The organism is Candidatus Oscillochloris fontis (genome assembly GCF_004138135.1).
GTDB classification, from domain to species: domain Bacteria; phylum Chloroflexota; class Chloroflexia; order Chloroflexales; family Chloroflexaceae; genus Oscillochloris; species Oscillochloris fontis.
Genome location: NZ_RYFD01000005.1, coordinates 133,282 through 148,017 on the forward strand (window position 1 = coordinate 133,282; position 14,736 = coordinate 148,017).

Below are 14,736 nucleotides of genomic sequence, written 5' to 3' on the forward strand. Positions count from 1 at the left end.
TGTGGCGCACTGGCCCAAGGATACACGGAGCATCGGTATGAGAGAGGGCCAGATACCTAGCACCAATCAGCCCGGCCCTGAATCCGCTCTTGCTGACCATATTCCGCTACGTTCGCTCTCGGCGCATAGTACCGATGCTCTGTTGTTGCTCGATACGGAAGGTATTGTGCGCTTTGCCAATCCATTGGCCGAGATGCTCTTTGGTCGGCGGGTGTGTGATCTCGTGGGGTCGGCATTTGGTGCCCCACGAGTCATTGATAAGGCAACAAATCTAGAGATTATTCGCCCCGATGGCAGTGTGGCCTTGGTGGCGATGCGGATGCAGCAACTGACGATTGATGGCGATCCGGCATTTCTGGCCATCCTCAATGATATTACCGAGCGCCATCGTGATGAACAACTGCTGATTGAGTCGCAGCAGTTCCTTCGCTCCACCCTCGATGCCCTCTCGGCCCATATTGCGATTATTGACGGCACCGGAATGATCGTTGCGGTCAATCGGGCATGGCAAGAGTTTGCGCGTAATGGTGGCTTTGATCCCTACCGCAGTGGGGTGGGCTATAACTACCTCCATGTCTGTGATACTGTGGCAGGTGATGAAGCCCCGATTGCGCGTGCAGTAGCGACGGGTATTCGCGCCGTGATTGCCGGTATCCATGCCCGCTACTATCTTGAATACCCATGTAATCTGGGTAAACGCCAACTCTGGTTCGCCCTGCGCATCACTCGCTTTGGTGATGGCGAACATGTGCGGGTGGTAGTGGCCCATGAGGATATCAGTAACCGTAAGCAGAGCGAAATCTTAAGTAATGAGCGCCGTCAGGTCTTGGAGTTGGTGGCGCGGAGCCAGAAACTTGAGGTGGTGGGCCAGCAGATCCTGGCGATGATCCGTAAACACTACCCCAGTATGATCTATACCGCGCTGGCACTGGCGGAATTGCCGGTGCAACACCTCGCACGTCCCGATCTGCACGAGGATCTGCTGGAACGCCTTGATGCGTGGGCACATACGCGGGCCACCGACCGCATGCGCCACGGCCAGGTTGAACATTGTCTCCCTGATGATGTCTGTTGGGCCGGGATGGCTGATCTGACTGCTGAGGTTGGCCTGCGTGATTGTTGGGTGACACCCATTCGCGCCCATACCGGGCGCATTGGTGGGGTGCTTGTGGTCGCCCATAGCGAGCCGACCCCGATTGGCCTCGAAGACGCCCAGGTGATCGAACTGGCCGAGCAGTTGCTCATGATTGCGCTTGAACAGCAGGAGCATACGCGCCAACTTGCCTACCAGGCCAAACATGATGCGCTCACCGGCTTGCCTAATCGGTTGCTCTTTGAAGAGAATCTGCGCCGTGCGATTGATGGTGCTCGCCACTCCGAGCGTATGATCGCGGTGCTCTTTATTGATCTCGACCGTTTCAAGCAGATTAATGATACCCTCGGCCATACGGTCGGTGATACACTGCTTATCCAGTTGGCCCGCCGCTTCGAGAGTTGTGTGCGTGGCTCGGATACTCTGGCGCGCCGTGGTGGTGATGAGTTTATGCTCGTCCTTACCGATATTGTGAATCCCCAACAGGTGGTTAAGGTTGGGCATCGTCTGATGGAGTTGCTCCAACCTCCCTTCCATATTGCGGGCCACGAACTCTTTGTGAGCGCCAGTATTGGCGCAAGTATCTACCCTACCGATGGTGAAGATCCGGATAGCTTGCAACGCCGCGCCGATGCGGCAATGTACCGCGCCAAACACCTGCGTAACAACTTCCAGTTCTTTGATCCCACCACTAACCAGACGACTCTGGAACGCTTGCGCCTAGAGAACTATCTGCGTCGGGCGCTGGAACGGAATGAACTCGATCTCTACTACCAACCCAAGGTGAATCGCTATGGCCAGATCGTGGCTGTAGAGGCGCTGCTACGCTGGAAACATCCCGATCTGGGTATTATTGCCCCTAGTCGCTTTGTGCCCATGGCTGAGGAGTTGGGGCTGATTATTCCTATCGGCACATGGTGTATGTCCCGCGCCTTTAGTCAGGTGACTCAGTGGCAACGCCCTGGTCACCCCATCTCCGTCGCCATGAATGTTTCGATCATTCAGTTCTCGCAACCTGGCTTTATCGAGACGGTGCGCACGGTGCTGGAGGAGACGGGCCTCGATCCGAGCCTCTGCATTATTGAACTGACCGAGAGTATGTTGATCGGGGATCAGGCTAGTGTGACTCAGCGCCTCAATGATCTACGTGCGTTGGGCCTCAAGTTGGCGATAGATGATTTCGGGACGGGCTATTCGTCGCTGGGCTATTTGCGCCGTTTACCAATCAGTATCCTCAAGATTGATCGTACCTTTGTCTCTGATATCGGTACGGATCGTGATGATAGTGGGCGGGCGATCATCAATTCGATCATCAATTTGGCCCATCACCTTGGTATGCAGGTGGTTGCCGAAGGGGTCGAGACCCAGTTGCAGCGCGATTTTCTGCATAGTGTTGGCTGCGATATGATCCAGGGCTTCTTCTATACCGAGCCATTGCCGCCCGCCCTCTTCGAGTACTTGCTGGAGGCACCGGTGCTTCCCAGCCCGATCTGGAAAGAGTAGCCTCTACCGCATGGCCTGAGCATAGGCCGCTTCGGCGGTGAGCGCCAAGTTATCCCACGCAAAGTGGGTCGCCCGCTGGCGTGCCCCGGCTCCTAGGCGCGTGCGTAGCTCTGCGTCACCCAAGAGGCGCAGGATGGCGCTGGCCATTGCCTCCGGGTTGCCCGGTGCGCAGAGCAGCCCGCTGCGCTCATGTTCGAGGTACTCGTTGGTCTGCCCAACTTCGCTGGCCACAATTGGCAGCCCTGCCGACATAAGTTCCAGCAGTTTGGCTAACCCGCGTGCCCGATTGATCAAGGTGTCTTGCAGCGGAACGAGGGCCACATCGGCTCCGGCGAGGATGTAGGGGATCTCGCTGGGTTGGAGCCAGCCCCGGTAATCAATCATCGCGCCGATACCCGCTTGTGCCGCCAGATCGAGCATCTCTTGTTCTTCGCCGCGTTCGCCGCGCCCCACCACCACCAGCCGCACATCGGGGCGGGTATGGTGAATCCCAACCAATGCCGCGATCACGTCATGCAGATCAAACTCCCAAAAGCGCGTATAGAGCAGAATGGTTGGCGGCTGGCGTCGCCGTTCAAGTTGCTCACGTTTCACCTCGCCCATGCCATTGGGGAGGTAGAAGACACGCTCTGGGGGCACCCCAAAGCTCCAGACGAGGCTCTCTAGGGTGCGGCTTACCACTGTCACCGCATCAGCCCGCCGAGGCAGATTGCGTTCTTGCCATGCGAAGAGCAACTTGGCGGATCGCGGGTAGGGCAAGAGATCATTCCAGCCGCCCCACCCCTCCCAATCATCAGTGTCCACCACCAACGGGATGTCTGGATGGCGGCGCTTCGCCTCTAGCGCGGCCAGACCGCCATAGCCCTTGGGCTTGAAGAGGTGGATCAGATCGGGGCGCTTGGCGAGTGCCAGATGCAGCAAACTCCGGCTCTGTTCGAGAATGGCGAGTGGGCCGGGCCAGCGCGGGTTGTGTGTATGCGCGACCATGACTCCCTCATAATCCACGCAATTCCCCGCGTCTTCCGGGTTCTGTACCGGCGGTGCCGCAATGAAGACCTGGTGGCTGCGGCGCTGAAGAGCCTGGGCCAGCGGGAGCATGCGTGCCAACAGTGTGCCCTTGGGCCGAATACCGAAGGGCGCGATCATCACAATATGCATCCAGGGGTCCTTGGGGAGCGGCGACAGCACGTCGCCGCTCCATCCCTACGATCAGCCGCGTTTGGTGCGGATGATCTCCATCATCTCGGCAACTCGTGTCACCTTGACGCGAGGACGGCCCTGGGCCACCCCAGCCGCCACCTCGTGGGCATCAAGGATCTTCCAGTCTTCAAAGGTGACATAATTAATTTTACGCGCCTCCAACAACGTGACAATCACCTGCGGATCGCGGTATTCATCGGCAATACCCTCAAGATCGGGAAGGTCGTCAACCATCGCTGCGACTGTCGAGACCGAATCGGGCTTATTGGTGCCAATGATCCCCGATGGACCACGTTTGGCCCAGCCGACTACATACTCACCGGGGAGCACTTCGTCGCGGTTATGAAAGACGCGCCCCGCCACATTGGGGATCGTGCCGGAGGCATCGCTGAAGGGCACGCCCGGCAGCGGCGAGCCACGGTAGCCCACCGAGCGTAGGATCATGCCACATTGGAGTGTCTCGTAGTTCCCGGTTCCAATGGCGCGTAAACTGCCATCGGGGGCTTGCACCAGCTTGTTGCGCTCGATAGTAACGGCGGCGACGCGGCTTCCCGAACCGATCACGCCGACCGGCGAGACAAGGAAGCGCATTAGTAGGCGGCGACTGGCTCCGGTGCTGCCACGTTCAGCATAACTGCGTAGAGTCTCGACATTCTTCCGGGCGGTCTTATCATCACTGAGCGAGGCTTCACTGACCGGGTCAAGCACGAGATCTGCCGGGTCCACCAGAATATCCGCCCCTTGGAGTGCGCCAAACTCCTTCAACTCCGGGTTGGTAAAGGCGGCCTGGGCCGGCCCGCGCCGCCCCAGCAACACCACCTCGCGCACCTTGCTCTGGCGCAGGGCTGCGAGGGCGTGATCGGCAATGTCGGTCTTGGCCAGCGCATCTGGGTCGGCAGCCAGGATACGCGCCACATCCATGGCGACATTCCCATTACCCACCACCAACACCCGTTCGTGCGAGAGGTTGAACGTCAGATCGCGGTAATCGGGGTGGCCATTGTACCAACCAACAAAGATCGTCGCCGGGAAGCTCCCATCAAGATCTTCGCCGGTAATCCCCATCTTGCGATCCGACTGCGCCCCGACCGCATAGACGATCTGATCATAGTGCTGTTTAATGTCTTCGTGGAGAATATCGCGGCCAAACGTGACATTACCGAAGTAGCGCACATTGGGTGCCTCGGCTACCTTGTCATAGACGCGGGTAATGGCTTTGATATTCTGATGATCAGGGGCAACGCCTTCGCGGACCAAACCATAGGGTGTCGGTAAGCGGTTGAAGAAGTCAATCTCACAGACGAGATCCTTGTGTTTCAGCAAGGCTTCGGCGGCATAAAATCCGGCTGGGCCAGACCCGATGATGGCAACCCGCAGGGGACGGGCCGCTGTTCCCAATTGGTTGGACACGCGCTTGCTCCTTCTCGTTATCGTCCTTGATACGGGATCTATGATTTAGGCAGAGACACCAGGGCATGTGCAAAGTCCTTGGGGCTGAAGCCCCAAGCCCCAATTTTTGGTGTTTTTTGGCGGCGAAGCCGCCAAAAAACACCAAAAAAGATCTTCGGGAGCGGCGAAGCCGCCCCCGAACCCCCACCGGAGGTGACTTTGCCTATGCCCTGTATCAGGCACCACAATACTGGTCTCCGTCTCCGTGGGTTCGTTGCTCGGTGTCGCGGTTGGCCCTGGCTCGCTTGTCTCCTCACCTGATGCTGAGGTCGGTGTATTCTCAGGGATGTTAGGGTTTGGTAGCGGCGTCTCGGTAGGGGACACGGTGGGTATTCGTACCACCACCGTGACAGAAGGCGGTACACCAACCAGTTGGACACCACTCGGCAGGTTGATCAACACCGGCAGTTCATAACTCCCCGGCCCCAGCCCGCCAAGATCAACACGAGCAACGAGGGTCTGTTGGGCAAGTTGATTGAGCAGCGCACTACTGCCGGTCAGATCCAACGAAACCACCACCGGAGTGGCACTGGCCAGCAACCCATTCCCAATATTTATCAACTGGACTTCAGCGGGGAGCACCACCTGGAAACTCTGGCTAATTGGGGCAATCAGGATCGTCACCTGGACACTCGTTGGCTCGCCGACCTGGGGCGATGTTCCCGCCGGGAAGATGATATCTGCCTGCCGCACCAGTGGTGTGTACGCACCTTGAATATCAATCTCCTCGGTAAGCAAGACCGCAACCGCGTCGAGTGGCCCGGAGCTACCTGTAAGTGCGATCAAGGGCGGATCAATCTTGACGCCTGTGATTGTATAACCCGCATCGGGCAATCCAGCGATACTGGCCTGAACCGGCACCAACTTCAGCCCCACCACCGACGTGATCGGGATGCGTACATTCACCGTGCTAGGGTTCATCTGCACACCATCAACCACTTGACCATTCGCGTCCACCGCAGTGAGGCCAAGCGGGGCTTGGTAACTAGCGCGGAGTTGTTCGACATTGGCGGTCGTCTGTACTCCCACAACCCGTTCCACTCGATTCTGCGGCCCACTGACAGTGACACGGTCTATTGCTTGGCCAGCGGCACTGATCTGCGCTTCACCGCGCTCGAAACTAAACGGCAAATTCCCTACCACCTTCAGGTCAATCGGGACGGTATGGCTGATCAGTCGTTCGAGGCGAATCGGAATCGCTGAAGGCGAGACGCCATCATTGGGGAGCGTGAACGAGATGGTACTCCGGGTTGCCTGTACATTGATCGGCACAATATGTTCCCCGGCATCAAAACCACTCAGGTCAACCACAGTCCGAATATCCACCGGGCGCAGTTCGGTGCGTTGGTTGCGATCCGTGCGCAGGGTAACATTGATCGTCGGCAGGGTTACATTGGGCATGCCATTGGCATCAACAATCACCAGATTGCTATGCAGGCCAACCACCTGGGGCGTAAGACCTTCAAAGGGCACCAGTTCTTCCGGATTCTGGCTAAACGAGACAAAGGCCCAGAGTGCGAAACTCAGGCCGAATGCCAAGAGCGCACGCAGGACTGTCGAGCGTAGGGAGGTCATGGCGTTGCCATCATGACTTCTTCTCATTATCCAACGGAACACGGAGTAATCCAGCCAACATCGTGCGCAACCGTGACTCATTCAAATAGCTGGCCATGCGGCCATCATTCACCAATGAGATCGCGCCCGTCTCTTCAGAAACGACCACCGAGATCGCATCACTCTGTTCACTAATACCTTTAGCAGCGCGATGGCGGGTACCATAGCGGCGGGGGCCAATCACATCTTCGCTGAGGGGCATGACCACATTGGCGGCCAAGATGCGGCCTCCGCGCACAATCACGGCCATGTCGTGGAGCGGTGAGTTGGGGTAGAAGATATTGAGCAACAAGGGAGCCGAGATGCGTGAATCGAGGATGACGCCGCGATCTGCATACTCTTGAAGTTGGGTGGTACGTTCGATCACGATCAATGCACCTACCCCTTGCTGTGAGAGTTGGGCTGTTGCGCGGCAGATCACGGTGATGGTCTCAAGCAATTCGGAGCGATTGGCACCTCCAAAGGGGCGACTGATCAGATTGCTGGAGCGCCCCAAGCTCTCAAGTGCGCGTCGCAGTTCTGGTTGGAAGAGGATGGGAACCCCAACAATTAAGGCCGGGTTGATGATATTGTTGAGGAGCCACGAGAGCGTACTCAGGCGATCATTGGCCACCGTGCCTACCACAAAGGCCGCCATCAACACCACCCCCATGCCACGGAGCAACTGCACCGCTCGCGTTCCCCGGATGATCCCGAAGATCCAGTAGAAGAAGACCGCGACGATGAGGATGTCCAGCAGGGCAAACGGTGATGTGAGTGGGTTGAGTCGCGACCAGAGACGTGCGAAATCCATAATCAAGCACAGCAAACTGGGAACGATGGGCCAAGTGAGAATAGGAGCGCATACGCTTTAGATTCAGGGTACCCTAAAGCGGGATATTATGCAAGATGATCTACGACCCTTTCTGCTGCGTTTGACGCTGTTGGAGCATCCGGTTTGCCGCTGAAGCTAGGGCTTCGACGCGCTCCTTCTCAACACCCTCCATTTTGAGCATACGGTTATAGAGTTGAGCAGCCTGACTATACTCTTCGCGGCGCATGAGCATATCACCAAGCAGGTAGTAGGCTTCGAGATCTTTCTGATCAAGCCCGATGATCTGGTGCAACTCCGCAATCGCGCCGTCGTAGTCGCGTTGCTGGGCGAAGATACGGGCGATCTGTTTCTTCTCCGCAATCGCCTCGGAGGTACGCCGGGCGAGGGTGTGCATCAGGGCTAACCATTGGCGCGCCTCGACATCATTCGGGGCGATCTGGACAATCTTGTCGTAGACTTGGCGTGCCTTTTCGTGTTGGCTCAACATCCAATGGACTTGCGCCGCTTCTTGGAGTGAGGTAACCGCATCCTTGAGTTGCCCCGCCTTGCGCATCAGTTCGGCGGCGCGCATCAGGCCATCTACGCCCTTATCGAGGTAGCCACGGCGCAATTGGAGCCGCGCCAGCCGCCCACTGATGGTGATATGGTTGGGAGCCAACTTCAGTGCATATTCGAGCATCTCGATTGCCCGATCCAACTGCTGTCCATCCTCATAATAGGTGGCCAGTTCTTCAAGCTGGGTGAGCGCCTCCGGCAACTTCCCTTGGCGGAAGTAGATGTCGGCCAACTTCGTATGGATCATGCGGTCGTAGGGGACGAACTTCTTGGCTTCCAGGAGTGCCTGTTCTGCGCCTTGCAGATCATCACTGGCTGCATAGGCTTCGGCCATGCGGCGGGCCAGATCGCCCTTGGAGAGCGGTACTGCAAATGTATGCTTGATGTTGGGGTCGCTGGTTGTGGCTGCAACCGCCTGGCCCTTATGGAGTTGCTTTAAGGCTGCTTCGGCATTCCCTTGGGCAATATGGCTATCGGCACTAGCCTGGTAGATCAAGACGGGTGAGAGGAGCGTCGCTTCTTCGCTGCCAATAATTGCGAGGGCTTGTTCAAGTTCGAGCAATGCCGAGTTGTGTTGCCCAGCCTGTTGTTGGAGGACGGCCAGAATGTAGTGCAGAATGCTGGCATCCGCGATCAGCATCGCCGAACGATATTCTGCCTGGATGGGGCCAAACTCCTGAGGGCGTTGCTTGAGTTGATCGAGCAGGGTGGCTAAGGAATCCCACACATCAGCGGGTTGATTGGCCATCAGAGCGAGGGTAATGTTGAGGCGCGCAATCCCGATCAGATCGTTGGGGCTGCCGAGTTCCATCGCCTTGCGGAACTCATCGAGCGCAGCTTCAAAGCGCTCCAGTTTGAGCAGCGCGACCCCATACTGCATATGCACATCACGGTTTTTGGGTGCCCATTGTAGCAGGCGACGGTACTCTTCAAGCGCCTTATTGGTCTGGCCGAGGCGATAGTAGGTATTGGCGACGTGGATTGATTGGTCAACCGCCTCATCAAGCCGTCCGGCATTCTTCAGAATTTCAGCCAAACGGGTGCGGGTATTGGTTGTATCGGGAGAGAGTTCGATATAGCGAAAATAGACATCAATCGCCTTTTCGGGTTCATTGCGCACCCGGAAAGTATCAATCAGGAGTTGATATTTGGTCAACGCCTCTTCGGGGCGACCCTGGCGCTCGTAGATCTCGCCCATGCGCAGGTGGATGGGCAGATAATCAACATTGATCCGAATGACCTCATGGCAGGCATCAAGCGCGGCCTCGATCAATCCTTGGTTGAGGTAATTGCCACTAATCGTTACCCACTTCTCTGTTTCGCTATCCAACCCGGCCGTATCGATCTGGGTGGGAGGTGGGAAGTTGGGTTCAATCGCCATTGGCATCGTTTCGAGGATCAGGATGGGTTCAGAGATGGCTTTGGGTTCGGGTTGTTTATTCAGTCCCCCAGTTGTACCAGGGCGATCACTGCGTAAGAAATCGGTAATTGGGCGGATCTTGCCCCAACTCTCCGGCAGATCTTCGTCACTGGGCGATGAAGACGAATTAGATGTAGATTGTGGAGTCAGTGCGCCGGTGCCAATCGTGCGCAGTTTGGCAAACATGTTGCGTTCGGAGAGCTCTTTGGCCCGTGCCTTAAACTCACCGGCGCGATCCCGCCCCCAGCGTTTACTCTCTAGGAAATCGGCGAGGGTGGAGTAGAGCGCAGCCGCACGTGCAATATCGCCAATATCGCGGTAGATCGTTGCCGCCGACTCATACATATTGATCAGGTCATCCGATTCAGCCCGCCCAATTGATTCCAGATCAACCAGACCAATTGTCTGCTCAAACTCCTGGGCGGCCTGGGGCAATTGCCCTAGTTCACGGTGGCTCTGGCCGAGTGCAAAGTGGGCCGAGAGGGCGTATTCGGGATCATTGGCGGCCCGGTTGAGTACCCCCACCGCTGACTTATGGTCGTTGCGTTCTTGGTAGATCAAGCCCAACGAGTAGAAGACATCGGCGCGTTCCAACCCGGCGGCAATCGCCTGCTCATAGAGATCAGCCGCGCCATCGGCATCACCCGCCTCTTGGCGCTTGATCGCCTGTTCCAGCAGTTTTTCGGCCTGGAACTGCTGCGAGCGCAGCATACCAGTCATACTGGTGGGGTGAATGGGCAGATCATGGTTGGTTGGCGCTGCCGAGGATGCCACACCCGCTGCGCGCGCCATGGCATCACGCAGGGTGACGATCAGATCCTTGGCTTCGCGAGAATTGGGATCAAGCCGTAATGCCACCTCTGCCGCCTCAGCGGCGCGGTCATATTTTTGGATCTCGTAGAGGCGGCGGGCCAGGGCCAAATACTCATTCACCGCATCACGCACTGAACCCAACTCCTCATAGAGCCGTGCCAAACGCTGGCGCTGGTCGTCCATTTCGGGACGTAAATTGAGCAGTTCGCGCAGCGGTTCAACCGCCTGGGCCGGGCGACGCTGGCTGATATGCAGATCGACCAAACTGCGGTAGCTCTCGATGGCTGCTTGGATATTCCCCTGCCGACTATTGCCTAGGGCAATGTAGTTGAGGTGGAAGGCATTATTCGGATCGGCTGTGCGCAGTTCGGTAAAGATCTGGAGGGCACGATCCAATTTGCCGGTGTTAAAGAGCGCCACCGCAGCCGCAATCCGCGCGTCGGTATCTTGGGAAAACTCCTGGAGCGCTCGGATAGCGCTCTTCAGTGATTCTTCCCAACGTCCGGCGCGAGCCGCCTCACGGCTCTGCTCCATCGCTCGCTCGAAGATTGCGCGGTTTCCTGCCATAACCAGTCTTTAATAATGCACAATGCCAAGCTGCACGCTACCCAGCGTAGGGTGCTCAGAGCATTGTTACACACCTAAAAGCGTCAGCACCAGAGCCTTCTGAACATGGAGCCGGTTCTCTGCTTGGTCGAAGATGACCGAACGTGGCCCATCAACGATCTCCGCACTCACCTCTTCGCCCCGGTGGGCGGGGAGGCAGTGCATGGCCAAGGCCGCGCTACCAGCTTGGGCCATGAGGTTCGCATCCACCCGGTATGGCTCGAAGACCGGGCGGCGGCGGGCGGCTTCGTGTTCCTGGCCCATTGAGGCCCATACATCAGTATACACGGCGTGTGCATCGGTAACTGCCTCAGTCGGCGAGGTTGTGATGGTAATCGTCGCATCGCTCTCGGCGGCAAGTACCTCGGCGCGCGCCACAATCTCCGGGTCGGGCAGGTAATCCTGGGGTGCGCCGACGGCGACGTTGACGCCTAGGGTAGCACCCAGCAGCAACAGCGAATTGCAGACATTGTTGCCATCACCTACATAGGCCAACTTGAGACCTTGGAGCCGTCCGAAATGCTCGCGCAGGGTGAGCATGTCGGCGAGGGCTTGGCAGGGATGCTCAACATCACACAGGGCATTGATCACCGGCACTGTCGCATAACGCGCCAGCGTCTCGACGGTGCTGTGCTTAAAGACCCGTGCCGCAATCACCTGCACCCAACGGCTCAGGTTGCGCGCCACATCGGGGACGCTCTCGCGTCCACCCATGTCAATGTCGTTGGCCGAGAGGTAACTCGGATGCCCGCCGAGTTGGGTCATTCCGGCCTCAAAGGCGACGCGGGTGCGTAACGAGGGCTTCTCGAAGACCAGCGCCAGTGTGCGGCCCTGCATCGGTAATCCCGGATGCACCCCTCGTCCGACGGCGTACCACTCAGCCTTCAGCGCTGCCGCTCGATCCAGCAGGGCTTCCGACTCTTCCCGGTTCATATCGGTGACGGAGAGAAAATGGCGTACCATCAGTCAATACTACTTTCTTGTGTAACTGTTCACACTTGGGGTAAACAGAATCCTTGTTTTGACGCCAAGGCGCAAAGACGCAAAGGTTTTGATCGGAGCATATCTTGAAGGCTTTGCGCCTTGGCGTCTTGGCGTCAAAACCGGGATGCTAGGAGCACTGTGAGCAGGTACTTTACTTATCGCTGTGATCTCGTTCATGACCAATTGCGCGACCCCTTGGCGCGGCTTTCAGGGCGTCGCTTGCGCGTACCAAAGCGCTGATCTACACCTATACGCCGGTAGTCGCCAGCATCAAGGATAACCCGTTCGGGACAGAGGGCGACATCTTCCATACGTGAAAGGATGCGCGGGTCAATATCCTTCGGCTCCCGATTACTCGTAATCACGGTGGGTAGAGCATAATTATAGCGGTGGTTAATAATCTGGTAAAGTTTCTCTCTGGCCCATGGGGTCGCATTTTCGGTACCAAGATCATCAAGAATCAACAATTTGGCTTGGCGCACCTGATCGAAGCGCTCATCATAGGCCACCTCGGAGTGCGGACCGAAGGTGGAACGTAGGTGATCGAGCAAGTCGGGCACGACCGTAAAGAGCACTTCGGTGTTCATTTTGAGCACCTCGTTGGCAATAGCGGCAGCTAGATGGGTCTTGCCACTGCCATAGCCTCCATACAGAATCAGCCAGCCGCGTGGGTTGCGCGCAAACTCGGTTGCCCGTGAGAAGGCGCGCACGACACCGGGGATGTTGCGGTCAAAGTTCTCGAAGGTCTTATCGCGGAAGGGTTCAATATTACTAATCTTGAGCAACTTGAGGCTGCGCATGCGCTGGATCTCATCATCCTTGCAATGGCAGGGGATGAGACGACCAAAATCGGGATGGCCATACTGCACATCGCGCACATAGAAACCAGCCCCGCGACATGTGGGGCAATTCGGGTCGGCGGGACTCTCAGAGATCGGAGTCGTCGCTTCCGCGTCGGTAGAGTTGTCCCAACTGCCCGTCGGTGTATTTTTCAATGTTGATAGGTCGTTCGGTGCGATTTTGCGCATTTTCTCGTCCATCGGACGCCCACCTCTCCAAAACCTTACGAATATAGCGCCATGAACGGGCATTGGCACGCACCGCTTCGCGGATGGCCTCTTCGATCCATGCCCTGGGGAACCGTTCTTCCGCTTCGCGTAACTCCTCGATCAAGATCGGGGTGACCAGCCCAATATTCTGTTCATACAGCCGCACCACCGATACCGGCTCCGCATGCACCGCATTCGGGCTGAGAACCGCTCGTGCCAGCACCATCTCCTCGGCCCAGGCGCGGTTGGCGGCGGTATGCACGAGATACCAATTGCCCACCCGCCCACCCGCCGGGATGGCCACATGCAGCAGGCTCGCCCGCTGTACGGCTGCTTCCAAGCCCTCCGCCAACAGATCCTCGTAGGGGCGCAATTTTGAGACCATACGCAACGAGCGCCGCAGCACCTGATCGCTCAGCAACTCCTCCCAACTCAAGCGGCGTGGTGTCCCACGCTGACGACTGAGGCGGTAGAAGATGTGCAGTGTCACCTTCAACTCACTCGCCAGACTGATCGTCGGGAGCACTTCGCTGAAGAATTCGGGTGGCAGGCCAACCAGACGATCAGTTGAGAAGCCGGCGAAGGCCATAGCGACCTCATTGTAGTTGGAGATGCGTATGTTACTCCATGGTACCACATCCTGGGGGAGTCTTTGGGGCGTCGCCGCAAAACATCCTTCGTAGGGGCGCGTCGCGACGCGCCCTATACCCCTCAAGCTACGCGATGTGGTGTCATCAAAACGCTGGAAATCATCGCCCCCCAACCAACACGGGCGTTGGGAATAGGGCACGGGGCACATCAGGATCGTCCCCCTTCGCCGGTGAGCGAAGCCCACGGGAGCGGGACTGGGGAGGGAGGGTCAGCGACACCACGATGCCCAAGCTTGAGGGGTATCGGGGCACGTCGCGGTACGTCAGCACGCAAGGGGTGCGTGGAGAGGGTGATGGCGCATGGGGCAAAGCGCATCGTGATGCGCGATAGGTCGCTAATACGATACCTCCGGGTTCATCAACAATTGATAGGTATGGGGGCATGCGGTTCGCGCATCCATGCGGCAACATGCCTGCAAGCCCTCGCGAATCAGACGCAGCGTAGCTTCCATCGCCACCAGTGAGCAGAGGCTGCTCGCGAGATGGAAGGCATGTTTCTGGATGAGCCGAGCGGCTTTCACCAGACTGCGATCCGGGTGCGCCCAGAGTGCCGTCAGCATCACCCAATGGCTGATCACCACGGCCAATAGTTTCGCATACACCTCACAGAGGACCCGCCACGGTTGGGTTCCCCGGGACTCGTCAATATGTCCGTGACTCTTCCACAGCTTAAAGAGGAGTTCAATCTGCCAACGGGCGCGGCCAAGCACCAGTGCTTCTCGCACCGTGAGGAGGGTGTGGGGGGCATTGGTCAAGAAGATCGTCCATGCCGCGAGGCGGAGAAGGTCTCCACTGACCGCTTTACCCGCACGCCGAGCCTCAGCGCGGATCTGTTGCCGACGCTGTTCCGCTACGTCTGTCGGCACACGCACCCCGAGGAGGCGCGCCGCGACTCGGGCCGTCACGCCGACCGTCACGGGGAGATCGACGCAATCCGCATGCTGGGACTCCAACAAGCCCCGCACATCATCCCACCGCTGTCCCTC

Annotated in this window: 10 protein-coding genes; 1 reads left to right on the forward strand and 9 read right to left on the reverse strand. The window is 57.9% G+C overall.

Annotated features, from left to right (window positions below; translation table 11 throughout):
• Window positions 1-37 precede the first annotated feature (37 nt).
• Entirely contained in the window at window positions 38-2,596 is a 2,559-nt protein-coding gene (locus EKD03_RS04095) for a sensor domain-containing protein (RefSeq protein WP_129627862.1), read from the forward strand.
• 3 nt (window positions 2,597-2,599) lie between these two features.
• Here the strand turns inward: EKD03_RS04095 and EKD03_RS04100 are convergent, their stop codons facing one another.
• The 9 genes from EKD03_RS04100 to EKD03_RS04140 form a co-directional block, all read right to left on the reverse strand.
• Window positions 2,600-3,784, reverse strand: a complete 1,185-nt coding sequence (locus tag EKD03_RS04100) for a glycosyltransferase (RefSeq protein WP_338030928.1) — start codon at window positions 3,782-3,784, stop codon at window positions 2,600-2,602.
• 21 nt (window positions 3,785-3,805) lie between these two features.
• Entirely contained in the window at window positions 3,806-5,206 is a 1,401-nt protein-coding gene (locus EKD03_RS04105; protein ID WP_129627864.1) for an FAD-dependent oxidoreductase, read from the reverse strand.
• Window positions 5,207-5,251: 45 nt separating this feature from the next.
• Complete coding sequence (locus EKD03_RS04110) at window positions 5,252-6,820, reverse strand: CdaR family protein (protein WP_202976757.1); 1,569 nt, start codon at window positions 6,818-6,820, stop codon at window positions 5,252-5,254.
• Window positions 6,821-6,830: 10 nt separating this feature from the next.
• Complete coding sequence (cdaA, locus tag EKD03_RS04115; RefSeq protein WP_202976758.1) at window positions 6,831-7,652, reverse strand: diadenylate cyclase CdaA; 822 nt, start codon at window positions 7,650-7,652, stop codon at window positions 6,831-6,833.
• Between the two features lie 100 nt (window positions 7,653-7,752).
• Entirely contained in the window at window positions 7,753-11,028 is a 3,276-nt protein-coding gene (locus EKD03_RS04120) for a tetratricopeptide repeat protein (protein WP_129627866.1), read from the reverse strand.
• A gap of 66 nt (window positions 11,029-11,094) precedes the next feature.
• Window positions 11,095-12,030, reverse strand: coding sequence for an ornithine carbamoyltransferase (argF, locus tag EKD03_RS04125; RefSeq protein WP_174842803.1), 936 nt, complete (start codon window positions 12,028-12,030; stop codon window positions 11,095-11,097).
• Window positions 12,031-12,224: 194 nt separating this feature from the next.
• Window positions 12,225-13,046, reverse strand: a complete 822-nt coding sequence (locus tag EKD03_RS04130) for an ATP-binding protein (RefSeq protein WP_238613379.1) — start codon at window positions 13,044-13,046, stop codon at window positions 12,225-12,227.
• Entirely contained in the window at window positions 12,979-13,689 is a 711-nt protein-coding gene (locus tag EKD03_RS04135; RefSeq protein WP_174842804.1) for a DnaD domain-containing protein, read from the reverse strand. The genes EKD03_RS04130 and EKD03_RS04135 overlap by 68 nt, the downstream gene beginning before the upstream one ends.
• 396 nt (window positions 13,690-14,085) lie before the next feature.
• Window positions 14,086-14,736, reverse strand: a 651-nt coding sequence (locus EKD03_RS04140) for a transposase (protein ID WP_153188291.1), incomplete at its 5' end; no start/stop codon positions are given.

Bases quoted from the DNA above. Each gene is read 5' to 3' on its own strand.
- EKD03_RS04095 (WP_129627862.1), top strand. From the start codon at position 38: ATGAGAGAGGGCCAGATACCTAGCACCAATCAGCCCGGCCCTGAATCC.
- EKD03_RS04110 (WP_202976757.1), bottom strand. From the start codon at position 6,820: ATGACCTCCCTACGCTCGACAGTCCTGCGTGCGCTCTTGGCATTCGGC.
- cdaA (WP_202976758.1), bottom strand. From the start codon at position 7,652: ATGGATTTCGCACGTCTCTGGTCGCGACTCAACCCACTCACATCACCG.
- EKD03_RS04135 (WP_174842804.1), bottom strand. From the start codon at position 13,689: ATGGCCTTCGCCGGCTTCTCAACTGATCGTCTGGTTGGCCTGCCACCC.
- EKD03_RS04120 (WP_129627866.1), bottom strand. From the start codon at position 11,028: ATGGCAGGAAACCGCGCAATCTTCGAGCGAGCGATGGAGCAGAGCCGT.
- argF (WP_174842803.1), bottom strand. From the start codon at position 12,030: ATGGTACGCCATTTTCTCTCCGTCACCGATATGAACCGGGAAGAGTCG.